The sequence below is a fragment of the Flavobacterium sp. Root420 genome, from assembly GCF_001427905.1.
In the GTDB taxonomy this organism is placed as follows: Bacteria; Bacteroidota; Bacteroidia; order Flavobacteriales; family Flavobacteriaceae; genus Flavobacterium.
The window spans coordinates 241,020-260,782 of the sequence record NZ_LMEF01000032.1; the positions used below are offsets into that span (position 1 = coordinate 241,020).

Below are 19,763 nucleotides of genomic sequence, written 5' to 3' on the forward strand. Positions count from 1 at the left end.
CGTTTTTTTAAAGGTTTAGATTTCTCAAACGCAATGCATTGACAATCACAGAAACCGAACTCAAGCTCATGGCTAAAGCGGCTAACATCGGCGAAAGCAAAATTCCGAATACAGGATATAAAATCCCTGCTGCAATTGGAACGCCCAAAACATTATATATAAAGGCAAAAAATAAATTCTGTTTGATATTCTGCATTACGGAATAACTCAGCTTTTTTGCTTTTACAATTCCGTTTAAATCTCCTTTTACCAATGTTATTTTTGCACTTTCGATGGCGACATCCGTTCCGGTTCCCATAGCGATTCCAATATTCGCTTGCGCTAAAGCCGGAGCATCGTTGATTCCGTCGCCGGCCATAGCAACGATTTTGCCTTCTGCCTGTAAACGCTGAATTTCTTTTAATTTATCTTCGGGCAAACAATCAGCTTTAAACGAACTTAGATGTAAATGATCTGCAACCGCTTTGGCAGTATTGCTGTTATCGCCCGTAAGCATAATCACTTCAACACCCTGATCAATTAAATCTTTGATAGCTTTTGTGCTATTTTCTTTGATAGCATCTGTGATCGTTACATAACCTGTTACAATCTGATCAACTGCTATATAAGAAACCGTTTTGCCTAAATTTTGTTCAGCAATAATTTTGTTTTCGAGATCTTCAGAAACTGATGCACCAACCTGTAGCATTAGTTTTTTATTTCCTAAAGCAACTTTTGAATTATGGACAGTTCCTATAACTCCTTTTCCGGCAACAGCTTCAAAATCGGGAACGTCAAGTAAAGTCTGATTTTTAGCTTTAGCGAAGTTAACAACGGCCTGGGCCAAAGGATGTTCGCTATATTGATTTAAGGATGCAATGTTTTGCAATAAAACATCTTCATTATTATTTATCGCATAGATTTTTTCTACAGATGGTTTTCCTTCGGTAATCGTTCCGGTTTTATCAGTGATCAGAACGTCTATTTTGCTCATGCTTTCCAAGGCTTCTGCATTTTTTATCAGGATGCCAAATTGCGCTCCTTTGCCTACACCAACCATAACTGACATAGGAGTTGCGAGTCCTAGTGCACAAGGACAAGCAATAATTAGAACGGCAATCGCATTAATTAATCCATAAATATAAGCAGGTTCAGGACCGAATTTTGCCCAGACTATAAAGGTTATAATGGAAATAAGAACTACTGTTGGAACAAAATATTTAGCTACACGATCTGCCAGTTTTTGAATTGGAGCTCTCGAACGGCTGGCATCATTTACCATTTGTATAATTTGTGAAAGCAAGGTTTCTGAACCTACTTTTTCAGCAATCATAACAAATGATTTAGTTCCGTTGATAGTTCCTGAAATGACATTGTCTCCCGTTTTTTTATCAACGGGAATGGGTTCGCCGGTAATCATGGCTTCGTCAATGCTGCTTTCTCCGGTTGTGATTTTTCCGTCAACAGGAATTTTTTCTCCTGGTTTTACACGTAATAAATCACCTTTTTTGATATTATGAATCGAAATTATTTTATCATTTCCGTTTTCTACTAAAGTTGCTTCGGTTGGGGCCAATTTTAATAATTCTTTGATTGCGCCGTTGGTTTGTCCGTGCGCTTTGGCTTCCAACAATTGTCCCAATAAAACTAACGTTAAGATAACTGTTGCAGCTTCAAAGTATAGATGTATCGTTCCGTGATGTGATTTGAATTCGGCCGGAAAAATATCCGAAAAAAACATTCCTGCAATACTAAATAAGAAAGCGACACTGGTTCCTATTCCGATTAACGTGAACATATTCAGATTCCAGGTCACAATCGATTTATAAGCACGAACAAAAAACATCCATCCTGCATAAAAAATAACCGGAATTGAAAATAAAAACTGAACCCAATTCCATTTTTCAATTGACATTATATTGTAAAGCGGATTGTTTGGAATCATTTCAGACATCGAAATAATAAAAATGGGAAGCGTAAATAAGATCGCAATCTTCATTTTCTTCAATAAATCCGTGTATGTTTTATTTTCTTCGTTTTCAGAAGCCTGCATTGGAACCAAATCCATTCCGCAAATAGGGCAGTCACCAGGTTCGTTAGAAACGATTTCCGGATGCATTGGACAGGTAAATTGTGTATGGCTAATGGCAACTTGCGGAACTAAATCCATTCCACAAACCGGGCAATCTCCCGGCTTATCATAGGTTTTATCACCTTCGCAATGCATTGGGCAATAATAAACTCCTGTTGTATTGTGATTATGAATTGCTGGAGTTTCCTTTTTATGAACGTGATTGGCTGATTTAGTACCGGAACAACAAGATTTCATTTCTCCATTACTACTTTTTTTAGGCGTATCCATTTCAATTGTATATTTTCCAACCTGAGATAAAACTTCCTGAAATTTTTCAGTTGGAATATGTTTTTCCATTGTAATGGTTGCCAAAGGTGGATTTAAAGTCACATTGGCATGAATTCCGTCAATGGTATTCAAAGTTTTTTCAACTTTGGTACGACATCCGTCACACGACATTCCTGAAATTATATATTGATGAGTCATTGTTTTATCTTTTAAAGTATTACAATGCAAATTTCCGAAGTAATAATTACTTCGGTTTGTATGATTTTGAGAATGATTTGTAATATTTACAAAAAGTTATTTAACGCAAAGTGCGCAAAGGTTTTTTGATATGCTAGTTTTTTTAACCGCAAAGTTCGCAAAGCTTTGTCTAAATAACTTTGCGTTCTTTGCGTAAATCTTTGCTAACTTTGCGGTTAAAAAAAATTACAAATTCTCTATCTGAATGCGTTTTTTATCTTTTAATTGTTTGAAATAAGTAGGAGTGAAGCCCGTAACCTTCTTAAACTGATTACTCAGATGGGCGACATTACTATAATTTAAAATGTCGGCGATTTCACTTAATGACAGTTCGTTATAAATCAATAGTTCTTTTACTTTCTCTATTTTCTGGCTGATAAAATATTTTTCGATTGTTGTATTTTCAATTTCCGAAAATAAATTACTCAGTGAATTGTAGTCCTGATTAAGGTTTTCGGCTAAATAATCAGATAAATTAACCTTGAGTTCATTGTTTTTATGATGTACCAAATCGACAATAAGATTCTTTATTTTCTCAATGGTTTTACTTTTTTTATCATCAATTAAGTCGAAACCTAAAGTTTGCAGATTTTGAAGTAAAATCTCTTTCTGATTTTCTGTGATGGTTTCTTGTAGTTCGACTTCACCCAATTCAACAGAAATAGTCTGAAGTCCAAGTTTTTCAAACTCAGACTTCACAACCATTTTGCATCTGCTACACACCATGTTTTTGATGTAAAGCGTCATATTATTTTTTGATGGTTTCTACAACATTTCCACAAGTCAACATTGAAGAACCATAATACGGATTCTTAACTGCTTTTTCTTTGCTTAACCAGTCAGCGTCTGCCATTGGGCAATATTGTTTGTATACCACTTGTTCCGATTTAGAAACTTTGATTAAATCATAAGTGTTTTTTGAAAGTGATTTAAAAGTCTCACGTTGTTTTTTAAGATCTGTCGTTGCCGAAATGATTTTGGCATCTGCAGTCAGTTTTTTCATGACTTTCATCCAGGCAGTATGTTCGTCACTTTTTAGTTTGTCCATTTTTACAGCAGAAATTGCCGTTACTAAATCTTTGGCTTTCGCCGAAGTTAATTTGCTGTCACTTTTAATAAGGGCATCTTTAACTGTAAAATAAGCATCATAAACAGCTTGTAATTGACCTGAATTGAGATCTTCAATTGTAGTTGCTTCTGTTTTGAATGCATTGGCCTGAACGAAATTTGCTGAGAATAATAATGTAATTACTGATACTATAGTTGCTATTGACTTTTTCATTTTTATATGATTTTATAGAGATTGTAAATTTCTCTAAGTTGATAATTTAAATTTAATATTTCTTTGGGGCTTAGTGCCTTTGTGGCAAAACCCAGTTATGGCTATACGAAATACAATTATTTTATTTTTGGAGGTAACCAAATAGAAGTAAAACCGTCTGAAATTGGCGTTTCTGTGTAATATGAAAGAGGTTTCTCAACAGAGAAATTAAAAGTATTGGTGTTGAAATCAAATTCATTTTCTGAAATCAGACTAAATTGTAATCCAGAAGTTGTGCAACCCGAATGATCACATTTTCCATTGCAGCCATGTTGATCTTTTTTAGGAGACGAATCTTTTTTGCAGCAGTCTTTTTCACAAGAATCTGAATTTGTCTTTGTCGAGATCATCTTCTTTTCGCAGGAAGTTTTTTCAGAAGATTTACCACATGCATAACCAGCACCAGACGTCAAAAAGAAGCCAAGAGTAAAAACCAGAAATAATATGTGTACTTTTTTTGACAATGAAAAATAGGTTTAAGAATACAAATTTAGGCATTTTTTTCAAGTGCCAAGATTATTTAAGATTTCGATAACTACATTTTTTTGTAATCTGTAGGCTTCATATTTTTTCGTTTTTTGAAATAATTTGACAAATGACTTTCATCAGTAAAACCAAACTCGTGTGCAATTTGCTTAATTGGCAATTGATTGTTGTGAAATCGTTTTTCAATCAAAGTCGTTCTTAGATTATGAATATAATCGCGATAACTAATGTTAAATGTCCTTTTGAAATAAGCGCTGAAATACGTTTGAGCAATATTAAAATGATCGGCAATTACTTTTATCTGAACCAGTTTTGGTTGATAAATATTCTGATGAATATAAGATGTTATTTGTTCGTGATCAATAGAATTTCCCGTGACAACAAGATTCAGACAGCGCATTGTTTCTTTTATTAATCCAAAAATGGAAAGAATCTGATAAAATACAATTGGCGAATTTGAAACATCTGTATGACAATTATAAGCTGCAATGTTTTCAATTGTATTTTTTAAAATTGTTTTGCAAGGATCATCAAATTTAAGGACTGTTTCTTTTAGTGTTTTATCGCGCATGAAACTTTCAGGCGTATGAATTAAAAATTCGTCACAAGTAAGGTTTTGTTTCGAGTTGAAATAGCTGTCGGTAAACTTAATATAAAAGAAACGAGTACTTTTTTTAATGTCAAAATAATGCTCGTCTTCCGGGGAAATTACAAATAGATCGCCAGTTTTATAGGGTAATAAGTTGTTATTTAAGTGATGAACCCCGCTTCCCTTTTTTATATAAATAATTTCATAATAGGTATGTGAATGCAGTGGAAGATGAAATTTCTCATCTTCAAACTCATCAATCATAAGGGTTTTGAATTGATTTAATTTCGTCATGACTTATATTTACAAGTTTATATCACAAATATACAATTTATTTCTTGTGCTGTTGACGTAAATTTGCGTCATAGAAAATCTATTCCTTTCTTAATAAAACAAATGAAAAAAAGTCTTATTGCCTTGTCTTTAGGAGGTCTAACTATTGGGATAACCGAATTTGTCATGATGGGTTTATTGCCTGATATAGCTTCTGATATGAAAGTTTCAATTCCGGTTGCCGGATATTTAATTTCGGCTTATGCTTTGGGTGTTGTTATTGGTGCGCCTTTATTAGTAATCATTGGGAGAAACTTTCCTCCAAAAAAAATGCTTTTAATATTAGCTTTGATGTTAACGGTTTTCAACGCGCTTTCGATCATTGCGCCCACTTATAATTTTCTGTTTGCTTCGCGATTTCTTTCCGGATTACCACATGGCGCCTTTTTCGGAGTGGGAGCGGTAGTGGCAAGCCGTTTGGCTGATAAAGGAAAAGAAGCGCAGGCTATTTCAATTATGTTTGCAGGTTTAACCTTGGCCAATTTAATAGGTGTTCCAATTGGTACTTATATAGGTCACCATTTTATTTGGCGCTATACTTTTGTGTTAATTGCAATTGTGGGAATGCTGACCTTTTTGTTTATTTTCTTATGGATGCCAAAACTAGAGAAAGATGGTGATGTAAACATGAGAACACAATTGTTGTTTTTCAAAAAAACAGAAGCCTGGTTAATCATCGGTATTACAGCGATTGGTTTTGGAGGCTTATTCGCCTGGATAAGTTATATTGCACCTTTATTAATAAATGTTTCTAAGTTTTCGCCGGAAGATGTTTCTTATATCTTAATATTAGCAGGATTTGGAATGGTAGTTGGAAATTTCCTTGGTGGTAAACTGGCAGATAAATTCTCGCCGGCGCCCACTGTGTTAGCCTTATTATTTGTAATGGTGATTGATTTGGTTATGGTTTACTTTTTATCTTCAAATCAGTATATGTCTTTATTTTTTACGTTTTTAACAGGAGCAATTTCGTTTTCGGTAATTGCACCAATTAATATGCTAATGATTAAAACAGCCAAAGATGCTGAGATGATCGCTTCGGCAGCACTTCAGGGTAGTTTTAATATAGGGAATGCTTTAGGTGCTTTTTTAGGCGGATTACCTTTAGCAGCAGGTTATAGTTATGCTTCTCCAAATCTTATTGGTGTTGGTATGGCTTCTATAGGTATGGTTATAACCGTGATTTTAATGCAAAAACATAGAACCAGATTACAGTTGCAGACTGCGTAAATAAACATTTACATAAAGGCACAAAAAAAGAGCCCTTAAGCTATATTTAGTTTAAGGGCTTTTTTGTGAGCAAAATTAACTGCTTTTTAACTTATGTTCATGTTTGGGCGGGAGTGCTTACTGATGTTCATAATCAAAAATAGTGCTATTTTCTTACTTGTTTTCAAACCTAAATTTTACTGTATTATTAATTTTAAGTGTGATTTATACACCTGAGGATATTTTAAAGTTGTTTATGTAATCGATTGTTTTTTTAGCAAATAGAAAACAATTGTATGATTAATAAAAATATATTTAATATTTATTCATAGTATAAATTGCACATGTCGTATAAAAAATAGACTTTATTTTTCATATGTAATTTTTTTTAGGAAATTTTTATGAATTTTAATTTTTTATATAAAAAAAATATTTATGTTTGTGTAATCGATTACATGATGTTGCACGCCCAAGAAAAACTAAGTTTTACACTTAAAAAAGCTCGACTATTTCTTAGTTGATGAGAATTTACCATATAAAAAAAGAGTATATAAAAAACAAAAAACCACTAAACCAAAAAACAATTAATAACTTAAACACTAAACCATGAATTTTAAAGATTTATTTAATAAAAGAACAAATTGTTGTTTTGCAGTTGTTTTCTTATTGTGCTTATTCATGAGCAACCAAGTAAGTGCGCAAAATGTAACACTGGAGGGTACGGTAAATGATGCCACGGGAATGAGCCTTCCAGGTGTTAACGTACAAGAAAAGGGTACAAAAAATGGTACCTCTACAGATTTTGACGGTAAGTATAAATTAAAACTTACCAACTCTAAGGCAGTTGTAACTTTTTCTTTTATAGGTTTTAAAACAAAAGAAGTTTCTGTTGCCGGAAAAACTAAAATTGATATTGCATTAGTTGAAGATTCGAACAACCTGAATGAGGTTGTTGTAGTTGGATACTCCAGTGTGAAAAAATCAGATTTGACCGGAGCTGTTTCTGTTGTTTCAGGAAATGACTTAAGAAAGAATCCTGTTGCGAATTTGGCAGAAGCTCTTACGGGACGTGTTGCCGGGGTTCAGGTTACTTCTTCTGAGGGTTCTCCGGATTCTGAGATTAAAATTAGAATTCGTGGGGGTGGTTCATTAACGCAAGACAGTGCACCGCTTATTTTAGTGGATGGATTCCCTGTAAACAGTATGAATGATGTTCCTGCTGCAGATGTAGAATCTCAAACTATATTAAAAGATGCTTCTTCGACTGCAATCTATGGTTCAAGAGGAGCAAATGGAGTTATTCTTATTACAACTAAAAGAGGTAAAGACGGAGCGATATCAGTGAACTATAATATGTTCTATGGTATGAAAACTTTAGCCAAACAAATTGATGTTCTTCCTACGGAAGATTTCGTTAAATGGCAATATGAGTATGCTTTACTAGATGCACCAACTCCTGGAGATGTTACTTCTTATACAAAATATTTTGGCAATTGGCAGGATAGAGATTTGTATAATGGTGTAAAAGGTGATAATTGGCAAAAACAAATTTATGGTCGTACAGGAGAAGTACAAAGCCGTGATTTAGGAATACGTGGTGGTTCTGATAAAATCAATTTTAATTTTAACTATGCACATTATGATGAAAAAGCGATCATGGTGGGTTCAGACTTCAACAGAAACAACTTGTCTTTGGCTTTAAATAGCAAAGCGAGCGATAAAATTGATCTTTCTTTTACAATGCGTTATGCTGATACAGAAATTAATGGTGGCGGACTTAACGAACAAAGAGAAGTTTCCTCTGCAGATGCGCGTTTGCGCCATGCTGTTGGATATTCTCCAATTCCATTACCAGGTTTAACAACAGATAATACTGATGAGGCAGTTTCTAGTTATTTAGTAAATCCTTTTGTTGCTAATGCAGATGCAGATCGTCAGCAGTTTAGAAAAGTATTTAATATGTTAGGAAGCTTCTCCTGGAAAATAATTGAGAATCTTCAGTTTAAATCAGATTTTGGATTGGATAATTTTTACTATCAGGATTATCGTTTCTATGGTCGTAGTACTTATTATGTAAATAACGTACCAACTTCAGAAAATCAGGGTATGCCAGCGCTTACTATGGGAGATCGCAGAGATAACAGATTTAGAAATGCGAATACACTTAGCTATGATTTTAAAAAGTTATTGCCTGAACAGCATAATCTTAAATTTCTTGTTGGAGAAGAGATGATTGACACTAAATCAACTCAAAATCTGACTACTATTCATGGTTTTCCAAAATTCTTTGATTTTGAACAAGCACAAAAGCTTACGACTCAGGGTAAACCAAACTCTGTAGATAACTACTATCTTCCGGATGATAAATTACTATCTTTCTTTGGTAGTGCCAATTATGATTATAAAGGACGTTATTTAGTTACGGCTACTTATCGTGCAGATGGTTCTAGCAGATTTCTTGAAGATAATCGTTGGGGCTTCTTTCCGGCAGCAGCTGTTGCTTGGAAATTATCTGAAGAGAGTTTTCTGAAAAATACATCATGGATCAATTTACTTAAACTTAGATTAAGTTATGGAGAAGCTGGAAATAATAATATTCCGGTAGGGCAAACTGTTCAAAGTTTTGAATCTTCAACTACAACATGGATTCATGGTATTGAAAACTTCTGGGCTCCGTCTAAAACATTGGCTAATCCTGATCTGAAATGGGAAACTACCGTTACACAAAACTTAGGTCTTGATTACGATTTATTCAAAGGTCGTTTAACAGGTTCGTTGGAGGTTTACAAAAATGTAACCAAAGATCTTTTAATTCTTTTCCCTGTAGCCGGAACTGGTTATGATAACCAATACAGAAATATGGGAGAAACTCAAAATACAGGTTTCGAGGCTACTGCAAATGTTGTAGCAATTGATAAACCAAAATACGGATTAAATTTCTCGTTTAATATTGGTGTAAACAAAAACAGAATCAACTCTCTTGGAGTAATGAGTAACTTCGGAATGAATACAAACTGGGCATCTACTCAAATCGGAAACGATTATGCAGTAAATGTTGGTTCACCAATTGGTTTAATGTACGGTTATCAAAGTGATGGACGTTATGAAGTATCAGACTTCGATTATAACGGAACAGCTTATACTTTGAAATCTGGCGTTGCAAATGCTTCAACTGTTGTTGGAACTGTTCAGCCAGGTTACATGAAATTGAAAGATATTAATGGAGACGGTATTGTAAATAATAGTGATCTTACCATTATTGGAGATGCAAATCCAAAAGCCACAGGAGGTTTTGCAATTAATGCTAATGCTTACGGATTTGACTTCTCAGCAGCATTTAACTATAGTATCGGAAATGATATTTATAATGCAAACAAAATCGAGTTTACAACATCAAACCAAAATGGACAATACAGAAATTTAAGTTCAGAAATGGCTGATGGTACAAGATGGACAAACCTTGATCCTGAATCAGGTACTATAGTAACAGATCCAACTGCTTTGGCAGCACTGAATGCTAATACTACAATGTGGTCTCCGTTTATGAGTCGTTTTGTTTTCAGTGACTGGGCTGTAGAAGATGGTTCATTCTTAAGACTTAATACACTTACTTTAGGTTATACTGCGCCAAATTCATTTACAAGTGCAATACATGCTACTAAAGTGAGATGTTACCTGACTGCAACAAATGTTTTTGTTCTTACAAATTATTCAGGTCCGGATCCAGAGGTTTCTACAAGAAGAAATACTCCACTTACGCCAGGTGTTGATTATTCAGCATACCCACGTAGCAGACAATTGGTTTTTGGTTTAAACCTAAGTTTTTAATTTAATAATTATCACGATGAAACATAAAATAATAATAGCAGGTTTAATTATAACAAGTCTTTTTACTTCTTGTCAGGAAGATTTTTTAGAAGCTCCTGCACAATCAACATTAGACGAATCAATAATTTTTTCTACAGCAGGATTGGCTGAAGGTGCGGTTGACGGAATAAAAGTACCTTTTGCTGAAACTAACTCTTACCGAGGTCGTTTTCTTCCTTTTTATGGATTGAACACAGATATTGAATGGTATAATAGTTCGCAAACAGCTGGTGATGCTGCAGATTTATGTGTGTACGATGCAAAAGCGATCAATTCGCAAATGAATACTACAAATAATGCCTGGGCGATGATGTATTCCGGAATCGAACGTGCTAATATTTGTATTAAAGGATTACGTACTTATGGAGATCCAAGACCAGGGACAGATCTTGGATACTTACTAGGAGAAGCTTTGACATTAAGAGCAATTTATTATGCAGATTTAATTAAAGCGTGGGGAGATGTTCCTGCACGTTTTGAGCCAATTAATTCAGCAACAATTTATTTACCTAAATCAAGTCGCGATGTTGTTTACAAACAAATTATTCAGGATTTAGGAGAAGCTTCGACTTTAGTGCCTTGGCCAAATGAAACTGCTGCTACAAATTCTGTAGAAAGAATTAATAAGGCGTTTGTAAAAGGATTTCGTGCTCGTTTAGCTTTGGCTGCAAGTGGATTTCAGCAATATCCTGACGGAATCAGAAGAAGTACAGATCCTGCACTTTCGGTTGCCGCTATGTACAGATTAGCTTTAGATGAATCTCGTTCTGTAATTGCTAGCGGAAAAGCTCGTTTAGAGCCATCATTCGAAGCATTTTGGAAAAAATACAATCAGGAAGTTACAACGGCAGGAGGAGAATCTCTTTGGGAACTTCCGTTTGCAGATGGTAGAGGTAGAATGTTATTTAGTTTTGCTGTTCGTCACACCACTAATGATCAGTTTCATGCTAATGGAGCGAATCGTGGTGGTACTGCAGGACCACTTCCTTTCGTTTTTTATGATTATGATCAACAAGATACTCGTAGAGACGTGACTTGTGTTCCGTATAAATATGGAACGGCTGTTAATAACATTGCTAAGCAAGAATTAGGGGCATTGAATACCTGGTACTTCGGAAAATACCGTTACGAATGGATGACTCGTTTTGTTACTTCAACAAATGATGATGGTATAAATAAAATTTATATGCGTTATGCTGAGGTACTTCTTATTGCTGCTGAAACAGCAAACGAATTAGAGGGGCCTGGTGCAGCTGCTCCATATTTAAAAGAAATTCGCCGAAGAGCTTTCCCTTCAGCAGCTCAGGCTGTAAAAGTTGACGCTTATGTAAACGCATTAACTAGTAAAGAAGCGATGTTTAATGCTCTTGTAGAAGAAAATAAATATGAATTTACTGGTGAGATGGAGCGTAAACAAGCACTTATTCGTTGGAATATGCTTAAAGCAAAATTAGATCAGGCAAAACAAAAAATGACAAGTTTAGCCACTCACGCAGGAGAATATGCTGATGTACCTGCCACTTTATACTATAAATTTAAAGCTGATAATGTATCTCTTGATATTTACGGATTGAACAGAGGAGAAACTACAAATCCAGGGGCTGATTATACTTCTTTTGCCTGGACATGGACAGGAACGGCGACAGATGCTAAGATAAATTCATTGTATAAACCGGGAGTTAATCCTGATAACAGACAATTCTGGCCAATATGGCAAGTGTTTATTGATGGAAGTAATGGGCAATTAGTTAATGATTACAATTATTAAATCTTAGAAAAAATATAATCAATTATAAGATATTATGATGAAAACAAAATATATAGTAAAAGGATTAATAGCCACATTATTAGTTGCATTTGCAGTTTCAAGCTGCGAAAGTTATACTGAAGAGCTATTAGACGGTATAGAAAATACAAGAGAGTTTTCTCCGATTGAACTAACTGCAAAAGTGAGAAACCAAACTTTCGTTGAACTTAATTGGACTGTAAACTCTGCTGCAGATCATTATACAGTAGAATTTAGTGCTGATGATCCTGATTTTAAAGTGATCTATAAAACGCTACAAGTTACAGGAAGTCAATTGCCATTAACAGTGCAACTTGAGGGGGAAACTACTTATTCAATAAGAGTAAAAGCAATTACAACCGGATTAGCAGATTCAAAATGGTCGATAACAACTGCAACTACTTTATCTGAACAGCTTTTCTTACCTGTGCAACCTGCAGATATTGAGGCAAAACAAGTTACTTTAAGATGGGTTCCTAATAGTACAGTTACTCAAATTTCGGTAATGCCGGGAAGTATTATACATACTATTACTCCAGCAGAAAAAACAGCTGGTGTGGCTGTTGTTACAGGACTTACAGGAGAAACTGCTTATACCGCTACTTTGCTAAATGGAACTAAGAAAAGAGGTGTTGTAACTTTTACAACAGGAATTGATATTGGAACTGGAATTTTGGTTAAAAGCACGGATGACTTAATGCAGAAAATTGCTGATGCAGCATCTGGAGCTATCTTAGTTTTGGAACCTGGTGATTATACGGCTGCAAATCAAACGGGAGCGATTACTTTAAACAAATCAATAACATTAAGAGGACTTCGCAGTTTTAACACACCAAAACTTCATGTAAACTTTGTACTAACTACAGGAGCAGCTAATGTTAGCTTGATCGATCTGGATTTAAAAGGAGACAAGGGAGCTGCTGGAGCTGCAGTTTCAGTTGTTAAATACAATGATAATACCGTTACTTATGGTGCTCTTTTAATAAGCGGTTGTACTATACATGATTATGGCGTATCATTAATTAGTGCAAATTTAACTGCTGCGAAAATTACTTCTATAATGGTAGATAATAGTATTGTTACCAATGTACTAACAACTGGTGGAGAATTTATAGATGTTAGAGGTTCTCACGTAGGACAACTTACTCTAAAAAATAGTACCTTTAATAATTGTGCAACAGCAAGATACTTCATTCGTATGGATGCTGGTCTTACAGGTTTGACAACCAATGTATTAATTGATTCTTGTACCATCAATAATCCAAATATGTTGAATACTGCTGCTAATGCAATTTTGTACACACGTTTTGTTACTAATGTAATAGCCGTTAAAAATACATTGTTTTCAAATACGCCTGCACCGTATACAAGAGAAACCGCTACTGCAAATCCAACGTTTACAAGTAATAATTATTTCAATTCGCCAAATTTAAATGGTAATCCTATTCCGCTTGCGAATAATAGACCTGATACAGCCGGAACTGCATTAAATCCTCAATTTGTTGATGCAGCAACAGGAAATTTCACAGTTAAAAATCAAACGTTAATCGATAATAAAATTGGTGATCCACGTTGGAGACAATAAGAATTACATACTAAGTTTAACTAAGAAAGGGATGCAAAACTGCATCCCTTTTTTGTTTTTGTAATTATCAAGGTAAAAGAAAAAAATCCGCTCAAATCTGCGTTTATCCGCGTTCCATCTAAAAGTCTTATTCAATATCCAAATCAAATTTCTCCAGTAATCCCGCCAATGCAGCATGCGAAACTTTTGTTCTTTTGATTTTGTTTTCAGAAGGATCAAATGCATAATTTCTTGAAGAGCGAAAATCAGTTTTTTCGAGGATACATTCCACGAAAGTGGCATTTGCCAAATCACAGTTTTTAAAAATGGCCAAAGACAAATCGGTATTCGAGAAATCAACATCTTTTAGAGAACAATCTATAAAGTTGGTTTTCTTTAGTTTTTTATAAATGAAAGTTGAATAATCTAAAAGACAATCCTGAAACTGCATTGAAAACAAAAAACTATTGCTGGAACTGAAATCTAATCCCATCAATTTACAGCCAATAAATTTGATGTTTTTAAGTCCGGTATTTTTAAGAATAGCCAATGAAAGATTACAGTTTTTAAAAGTGCAGTCTAAAAAATCAACAGAACTAAAATCACTTTTAGAAAAATTGCAGTTGATGAATTCACAATTTACAAATTCATTATCCGATAATTTTTGATCTGAATAATCAATAGTATCAAAAGTTTTGTTTTGATGCAGAGTAGTTTCCATAATGATAAGATGAGGTTTTAGGTAGATTTGGACAGAACTTTATTCCAATTCGATACAATCAAAAATATCGTTTTGGAGGACTACTTCAGAAACTTCGGTTTCACTATCGATTCGTAAAATGTTATCACAATCTTCAAGGTCAAAATTCCATGAGGCATGAGGCAGTAATTCGGAAAGTAACGCAGTGGCGAATTCTAATTTTAATTTTGAATTGACAGTCGTTTTAAAAACATAAATCATAATTTGCTTTTTTTCAATGTGCAAATTTCAATTAAAACAAAAGAATTAAATAGGATTTCGTAATCAATAATTAGGACTTATCAATCATTTTTCGATATTGAACCGGCGTCAAACCTTCGTGTTTTTTAAAGAATCTGCTAAAGTAAGAATGATCTTCATGGCCAACTTGCATAGCTATTTCGCTTACTGATAATGTGGTTTGAAACAGTAAATATTTAGCTTCTAATAAAATGGTTTCTTCAATCCATTTGGTTGCTGATTTGCCAGTTGAAGATTTTACCGATTTGTTTAGGTGATTCGGTGTAACACTAAGCAACGAGGCGTAAAATTTAACCTGATGCCGGGTTTTGATATTGGCATATATGAGTTCTTTAAATTTATTAGAAAGAACTGTCGCAGCGGAACCAATTTTAAGAGTTTTTTTGGCATTTTTATTCATTTCGCAAAACAATGCCATCAAATAAGACTGTACAATATTTAAATTGGCTATATCATTCTCCAGATATTCTGTTTGTAAACGATTTAGTAGATTAAGAATAAAAGCAGCATCTTTTTCGGGAATCGTAATTTTGGGAGTTCCTGATATTTTCAAAAAATCGAACTCATTAAACATTTCACGATTGCCATATTTTCCAATTAAAACATCAGGATGAAACAGGCAAATAAAACCGCAATAATTAATGTTAATGTGTTCTATTGAAAAAATCTGGCCCGCTGGAACGACAATTAATTGATTTGGATAAGTTTGATATTCCTCATAACCAATTTTCATGATGTGTGTACCAGAGGTAATAAAAAGCAACGTAAAACAATTGTGTTTTGAAGGAGGAACCGTATAACGAAGTTGCATCATTTCTTCAACTTTCAAACAAAAAAAATGATCTGAATTTGATTTAAAAAGCAAATGCATTGGATTTTCTTCCCCAAGAAACCGTTCCCGAAACCCTTTTGGTCCGTAAGTTTTTATTTTTTCGTTTGCCTTATTTTTCATTCTTTAATAATACAATCTAAAATCAAGCAATTGACAAAGCGCATAATGTTTTTGGTACAATTCTTCAACCACTTCCGTAAGATCGTCATTATCCTGATATAAACTAAAAAAAGCTTTGTCAATAGTACTGCTGCTCGCTATTTTATTATAAGTCGATCCATAACCTGAAATTGCACGTGCTCCGGTTATGTCCAGAAAATATTGTGCTTCATCTTCCCTTAAATCTAATATTTTTTTATTGGCAAAATGAATAATTTTACCTTTCATTTTTCCTTCAAAAAGTTCTGCAATTTCTTCAAGACTGTAATAATAATCGTGAAGACAAATGTTGTTAGGTTCTCCGGGCATTACCAAATAAATGATTTCATAATCCTTAAAATTATGATCTTCATAAAGCAGGATATTTAAGCTTTCCTCCAGACCTTCAATGGTGTCACAGGTTTTATAAATACTGGAAATGCCTTGATCAATGGCAATTTCTTCTAAGTTTTTAACCACTTGAGTCTCCAAATAAGTATCTACATCAGGAACGCCTTCCAGACAGAAAATAAATTTATCATGCTCCATAACAGTACACTTTCAGGTTTGGCGATTAGTAGTGAAAAGACTCTCTTTGTTTTCGTTCTGACAAAAGTATTTTTTTATGTGGAAAAACTATTATTTGAAGTAAATTTTAACTTGTTTTTTTTGATTGAAACAAATCGAAGAAATTTTATAAAGGAAAAGCTTTTTACTCTTCCTAAAAGAGTATCGGAATATCTATTTATTTAATTTTAAAATTTTCAACACGTCTGGAATATAGATTTTTAAACATGAAGCTTCATGTACAGCACATGCCAAAGAGATACTGGAAATATATGAAAGAAAAGATTCCGAATATTAAAAAAAAGACAATAAAAAAGAGGCCTTTTAAAGCCTCTTAATTTTAATGTTTTCCGTTTCCTTTACCATTTCCGTGGCCATTTCCATTTCCATGATTCCCGTTATCTTTTCCTTGTTTATTATTTCCTTTTCCTGGTTTTTGTCCAATCGTTTTTTGAGGTTTTCCTTTGTACCCTTTTCCGTATTTTACTTTATGGGTTTTGAAATTGTCATAAGGTGCATTTCCTCTGTAATCAGTCAATACTACTTTATATTCGTTATAAAGATCATAATTTCTATAAACAGATGGCAATGTTCTGGCTCTTATCCACTTTCCATTATTAATGTAAATATAATTGGATGTGCTTACATCATAATAGGTTTGAAGGTCCGGTAGATAATAATATCTTGCGTCGTTATAACCAACTGGTCCCCAAGCCGGAGGTGTACCAATGTTAACATTTATGTCCACCTGAGCGTTTGAGAAATTAATTGCCAAAAGAGACAATCCTATAAATAAATATTTTAATGATTTCATGATTTCAATTTTTTAAATTATTATTAATAAAGAGACTAAAACAAAAAGCATACCTAAAAGCATAATTATTGTTTTTTGTTATTAAGGTACTGATTATTAAGTTAATATTATTGTTGTTTTTGAATAAATTTATGTTAAAGGCCTAGAAATGTTTTCTTAATTCCAGATTTCATTCATTTCGGTCAGGACGATTGGTTTGCCCTCAGTAACTACAATTGTATGTTCGTGCTGTGCCATAAAACCACCTTTGTTGCCAACCATTGTCCAGCCGTCATTAAGTTCTACTGCCTGAGATGAAGCTGTTGATATGAATGTTTCAATAGCTACAACTGAGTTCTTCTTAAAACGTCTTTGGTCAAATCGATTTTTATAGTTTAGTAATTCATCTGGTTGTTCATGTAAACTTCTACCAATGCCATGGCCACCTAAATTTTTTATTACTTTGTAACCTCTTTTTTTCGCTTCTGTTTCTATAAGATATCCTATCTCAGAAATTTTTACCCCGCCTTTTATATTGTTTATCGCTTGTCTTAAAATATCTTTTGATGCATCAACCAGTTTTTGGTGTCCGTTTTTATCTTCTCCAATAACAAATGAACCTCCGTTGTCTGACCAAAAACCATCTAATTCGGCAGAAACATCAATATTAATTAAATCGCCTTCCTTAAGTATTCTCTTAGCAGATGGAATACCATGGCAGAATTCATTATTTACACTAATACAAGTCCATCCCGGAAAGCCATAAGTTAGATAGGGTGCTGATTTTGCACCTAAATCATTAAGAATCTTTCCTCCATATTCGTCCAGCTCCTTTGTTGTCATTCCAGGTTTGGCAAAATTTCTCATTTCTTTTAAAGCATAAGCTACTGCTTGACTGGCTTTTTTCATTCCTATTAATTCTGACTCTTGTTTTATTGACATGTTTTTATTTTTCTAATTAATTATTTTCAACCAGTTCAATGTCCATTGTTTTTATTAATCCATCTTCAAATGTGTAGATATGTTTTACAAGTCCGTCAAACATTAAACTGCCTTGCAAATCTTTTACATTTTGATGCACTTTAACTTCTAAGCTTCCGTTCTCTCTTTCATTGAAACCGATAGGTTCTACTTTCGGATTTATTTCTGTCCATTGTCTGGTCCAATAATGCTTTATTTCATCATGTCCCGAAATGTAACCGCCTTCCCAGGCTTTGGACCATTGCACATCTGATTGCATTGTTGATAGTGCATCGTCGATATTTCTTTCGTTGAAAGCGTTATAAGCTTTTTTGATGGTGTTTTCGAATTGATTTGACATTTACATTGAAATTTGTTATTGCTAATATAAAGCTAATTTTATTTAGAGGAATAAATTGTTTCGGTGATTACTGAATATATCTTGGTGAAAACAACTCCCGGCTTCGAAATGAACTTAAAATAATTCCAGTTGATTATTTGGACTTGAAGGTTTAGTTTTAGGAGGTTTAGCATCTCCAAAAACAGTTTTTCCACCATATTTATATGATTCATCTCGCTCTCTTTGAATCAAGGCATCAAAGTTAGAATTGGGTGTAAAACTTTCTTCGGCCCTTCTTGAGATTTCAGATAATTTTTGAATAGCTGTTATTTTATCACTATTACCAATTTTAGCACGATTAATGGCTCTTTGCAAGGTCTCAATGGTTTCATCGTAGATTTTTACCGGAACAGGAAATGGATGTCCGTCTTTTCCGCCATGAGCAAAAGAAAAACGTGCAGGATCTTCAAATCGGGTAGGAGTGCCGTAAATGATTTCACTTACTAATGCTAATGATTGCAAAGCTCTTGGTCCCATTCCTTTTAAAAGCAGTAGTTCCTGAAAATCTTCCGGCTTATTTTCATGGGTTGTCCAGAGCATTGCGCCGAGTCTTTTCATATTCACATCTTCCATTCTGACATCATGATGTGCAGGCATAGATAGATATTGCATTTCCTTCATGATTTTTGTTGGAGATTCTTTTGATAATTCTAAAATGCCTTCTCTCGATTTTGTGGCCGCTTGCGCAGTGAGATTTAAAATACTCCCTTGATTTTCGCCATAAATAAAAGTATGAGGTTCATTTATAAAAGACTTTAAATCTTGTGAATGCCAATGATATCTTCTTGCCGTTTTAGAGTTGGGATTCATTCCTTGTTGAATAACGGCCCATTGTCCTTTATTGTCAACAATAAAATTATGTTGGTATAATTGAAATCCATCCTGAATAGCTGTATTGTCAACTTTGGCAGTAAGCCTACTGCAATTCGCCAGATTATTTCCGTCAAGACCCGTTTTTTCGCCAACAAATAAAAGTTCCTGTGGTGTTGTCATGGAATGTTTTCCTTTGCCACCGCAGATATAGATTCCGAGTTCTTTGGAATGAGGATTAACAGACTTTTTTAATGCTCCAAGTACAGAAGTTGTAATTCCGGAGGAATGCCAGTCCATTCCCATTACAGCGCCAAAACTTTGAAACCAAAAAGGATTACTTAATTTGCTAATAACTTCAGAAGTAGAGAATTCCATAGCAATCGTTTCCACAATTGCAAAGCCAAGTTTCGACATACGTTCAGCAAGCCATAATGGAACATGTCCATAATGTAATGGAAGATCTGCTGTACCGGAACGTTTCATTTATTGGAATTTGTAATTATACAAAAATAAAGTAAAATACTTTT

The 19,763-nt window shown here is 34.0% G+C and carries 17 protein-coding genes; 4 read left to right on the plus strand and 13 right to left on the minus strand.

From position 1 onward, the window contains the following. Window positions 1-7: 7 nt before the first annotated feature. The 5 genes from ASC72_RS21435 to ASC72_RS21455 all read right to left on the minus strand — a co-directional run bounded on the left by ASC72_RS21435 (window position 8) and on the right by ASC72_RS21455 (window position 5,268). Window positions 8-2,539, minus strand: a complete 2,532-nt coding sequence (locus ASC72_RS21435; protein WP_056195769.1) for a heavy metal translocating P-type ATPase — start codon at window positions 2,537-2,539, stop codon at window positions 8-10. 225 nt (window positions 2,540-2,764) lie between these two features. Further along, window positions 2,765-3,325, minus strand: a complete 561-nt coding sequence (locus ASC72_RS21440) for an AraC family transcriptional regulator (RefSeq protein WP_056195772.1) — start codon at window positions 3,323-3,325, stop codon at window positions 2,765-2,767. Window position 3,326: 1 nt separating this feature from the next. Further along, a complete protein-coding gene (locus tag ASC72_RS21445) occupies window positions 3,327-3,860 on the minus strand; it encodes a DUF3347 domain-containing protein (RefSeq protein WP_056195774.1) in 534 nt (177 codons plus the stop codon). Window positions 3,861-3,976: 116 nt separating this feature from the next. Beyond that, on the minus strand, window positions 3,977-4,363 hold the full coding sequence (locus ASC72_RS21450) for a hypothetical protein (protein WP_056195777.1): 387 nt from the start codon (window positions 4,361-4,363) through the stop codon (window positions 3,977-3,979). Window positions 4,364-4,434: 71 nt separating this feature from the next. Beyond that, window positions 4,435-5,268, minus strand: a complete 834-nt coding sequence (locus ASC72_RS21455) for an AraC family transcriptional regulator (RefSeq protein WP_056195780.1) — start codon at window positions 5,266-5,268, stop codon at window positions 4,435-4,437. Between the two features lie 102 nt (window positions 5,269-5,370). Here ASC72_RS21455 and ASC72_RS21460 point away from each other — a divergent pair, with 102 nt between their 5' ends. The 4 genes from ASC72_RS21460 to ASC72_RS21475 all read left to right on the plus strand — a co-directional run bounded on the left by ASC72_RS21460 (window position 5,371) and on the right by ASC72_RS21475 (window position 13,754). After that, window positions 5,371-6,537 (plus strand): MFS transporter, encoded by a 1,167-nt coding sequence (locus tag ASC72_RS21460; protein WP_056195783.1) that lies wholly within the window; start codon window positions 5,371-5,373, stop codon window positions 6,535-6,537. A 657-nt stretch (window positions 6,538-7,194) separates the two neighbouring features. Beyond that, window positions 7,195-10,344, plus strand: a complete 3,150-nt coding sequence (locus ASC72_RS21465; RefSeq protein WP_241775772.1) for a TonB-dependent receptor — start codon at window positions 7,195-7,197, stop codon at window positions 10,342-10,344. Between the two features lie 16 nt (window positions 10,345-10,360). Continuing rightward, complete coding sequence (locus ASC72_RS21470) at window positions 10,361-12,151, plus strand: RagB/SusD family nutrient uptake outer membrane protein (protein WP_056195788.1); 1,791 nt, start codon at window positions 10,361-10,363, stop codon at window positions 12,149-12,151. 34 nt (window positions 12,152-12,185) lie between these two features. Beyond that, the gene (locus ASC72_RS21475; protein ID WP_056195791.1) at window positions 12,186-13,754 is read left to right on the plus strand and encodes a DUF4957 domain-containing protein; all 1,569 of its coding nucleotides are present in this window, start codon (window positions 12,186-12,188) and stop codon (window positions 13,752-13,754) included. A gap of 127 nt (window positions 13,755-13,881) precedes the next feature. On the opposite strand, the gene ASC72_RS21480 is transcribed toward ASC72_RS21475, so the two are convergent. The 8 genes from ASC72_RS21480 to ASC72_RS21515 form a co-directional block, all read right to left on the minus strand. Further along, window positions 13,882-14,454, minus strand: a complete 573-nt coding sequence (locus tag ASC72_RS21480; RefSeq protein ID WP_056195795.1) for a pentapeptide repeat-containing protein — start codon at window positions 14,452-14,454, stop codon at window positions 13,882-13,884. A gap of 39 nt (window positions 14,455-14,493) precedes the next feature. Further along, window positions 14,494-14,694, minus strand: coding sequence for a hypothetical protein (locus ASC72_RS21485; RefSeq protein WP_056195798.1), 201 nt, complete (start codon window positions 14,692-14,694; stop codon window positions 14,494-14,496). Between the two features lie 70 nt (window positions 14,695-14,764). Further along, window positions 14,765-15,685: an AraC family transcriptional regulator gene (locus ASC72_RS21490; protein WP_056195802.1), complete on the minus strand. Its 921-nt coding sequence runs from the start codon at window positions 15,683-15,685 to the stop codon at window positions 14,765-14,767. Between the two features lie 3 nt (window positions 15,686-15,688). After that, a complete protein-coding gene (locus tag ASC72_RS21495) occupies window positions 15,689-16,252 on the minus strand; it encodes a DUF6642 family protein (protein ID WP_056195805.1) in 564 nt (187 codons plus the stop codon). Window positions 16,253-16,610: 358 nt separating this feature from the next. Beyond that, complete coding sequence (locus ASC72_RS21500) at window positions 16,611-17,084, minus strand: hypothetical protein (protein WP_056195808.1); 474 nt, start codon at window positions 17,082-17,084, stop codon at window positions 16,611-16,613. A 156-nt stretch (window positions 17,085-17,240) separates the two neighbouring features. Then, a complete protein-coding gene (map, locus tag ASC72_RS21505; RefSeq protein WP_056195810.1) occupies window positions 17,241-18,005 on the minus strand; it encodes a type I methionyl aminopeptidase in 765 nt (254 codons plus the stop codon). A gap of 16 nt (window positions 18,006-18,021) precedes the next feature. Then, on the minus strand, window positions 18,022-18,384 hold the full coding sequence (locus tag ASC72_RS21510) for a nuclear transport factor 2 family protein (RefSeq protein ID WP_056195813.1): 363 nt from the start codon (window positions 18,382-18,384) through the stop codon (window positions 18,022-18,024). A gap of 114 nt (window positions 18,385-18,498) precedes the next feature. Then, on the minus strand, window positions 18,499-19,719 hold the full coding sequence (locus tag ASC72_RS21515) for a DUF763 domain-containing protein (protein ID WP_056195814.1): 1,221 nt from the start codon (window positions 19,717-19,719) through the stop codon (window positions 18,499-18,501). Window positions 19,720-19,763: the final 44 nt, after the last annotated feature.

Bases quoted from the DNA above. Each gene is read 5' to 3' on its own strand.
- ASC72_RS21445 (WP_056195774.1), bottom strand. From the start codon at position 3,860: ATGAAAAAGTCAATAGCAACTATAGTATCAGTAATTACATTATTATTC.
- ASC72_RS21460 (WP_056195783.1), top strand. From the start codon at position 5,371: ATGAAAAAAAGTCTTATTGCCTTGTCTTTAGGAGGTCTAACTATTGGG.
- ASC72_RS21465 (WP_241775772.1), top strand. From the start codon at position 7,195: ATGAGCAACCAAGTAAGTGCGCAAAATGTAACACTGGAGGGTACGGTA.
- ASC72_RS21500 (WP_056195808.1), bottom strand. From the start codon at position 17,084: ATGAAATCATTAAAATATTTATTTATAGGATTGTCTCTTTTGGCAATT.
- ASC72_RS21480 (WP_056195795.1), bottom strand. From the start codon at position 14,454: ATGGAAACTACTCTGCATCAAAACAAAACTTTTGATACTATTGATTAT.
- ASC72_RS21455 (WP_056195780.1), bottom strand. From the start codon at position 5,268: ATGACGAAATTAAATCAATTCAAAACCCTTATGATTGATGAGTTTGAA.
- ASC72_RS21435 (WP_056195769.1), bottom strand. From the start codon at position 2,539: ATGACTCATCAATATATAATTTCAGGAATGTCGTGTGACGGATGTCGT.
- ASC72_RS21510 (WP_056195813.1), bottom strand. From the start codon at position 18,384: ATGTCAAATCAATTCGAAAACACCATCAAAAAAGCTTATAACGCTTTC.
- ASC72_RS21440 (WP_056195772.1), bottom strand. From the start codon at position 3,325: ATGACGCTTTACATCAAAAACATGGTGTGTAGCAGATGCAAAATGGTT.
- ASC72_RS21495 (WP_056195805.1), bottom strand. From the start codon at position 16,252: ATGGAGCATGATAAATTTATTTTCTGTCTGGAAGGCGTTCCTGATGTA.
- ASC72_RS21490 (WP_056195802.1), bottom strand. From the start codon at position 15,685: ATGAAAAATAAGGCAAACGAAAAAATAAAAACTTACGGACCAAAAGGG.
- map (WP_056195810.1), bottom strand. From the start codon at position 18,005: ATGTCAATAAAACAAGAGTCAGAATTAATAGGAATGAAAAAAGCCAGT.
- ASC72_RS21515 (WP_056195814.1), bottom strand. From the start codon at position 19,719: ATGAAACGTTCCGGTACAGCAGATCTTCCATTACATTATGGACATGTT.
- ASC72_RS21485 (WP_056195798.1), bottom strand. From the start codon at position 14,694: ATGATTTATGTTTTTAAAACGACTGTCAATTCAAAATTAAAATTAGAA.
- ASC72_RS21470 (WP_056195788.1), top strand. From the start codon at position 10,361: ATGAAACATAAAATAATAATAGCAGGTTTAATTATAACAAGTCTTTTT.
- ASC72_RS21475 (WP_056195791.1), top strand. From the start codon at position 12,186: ATGATGAAAACAAAATATATAGTAAAAGGATTAATAGCCACATTATTA.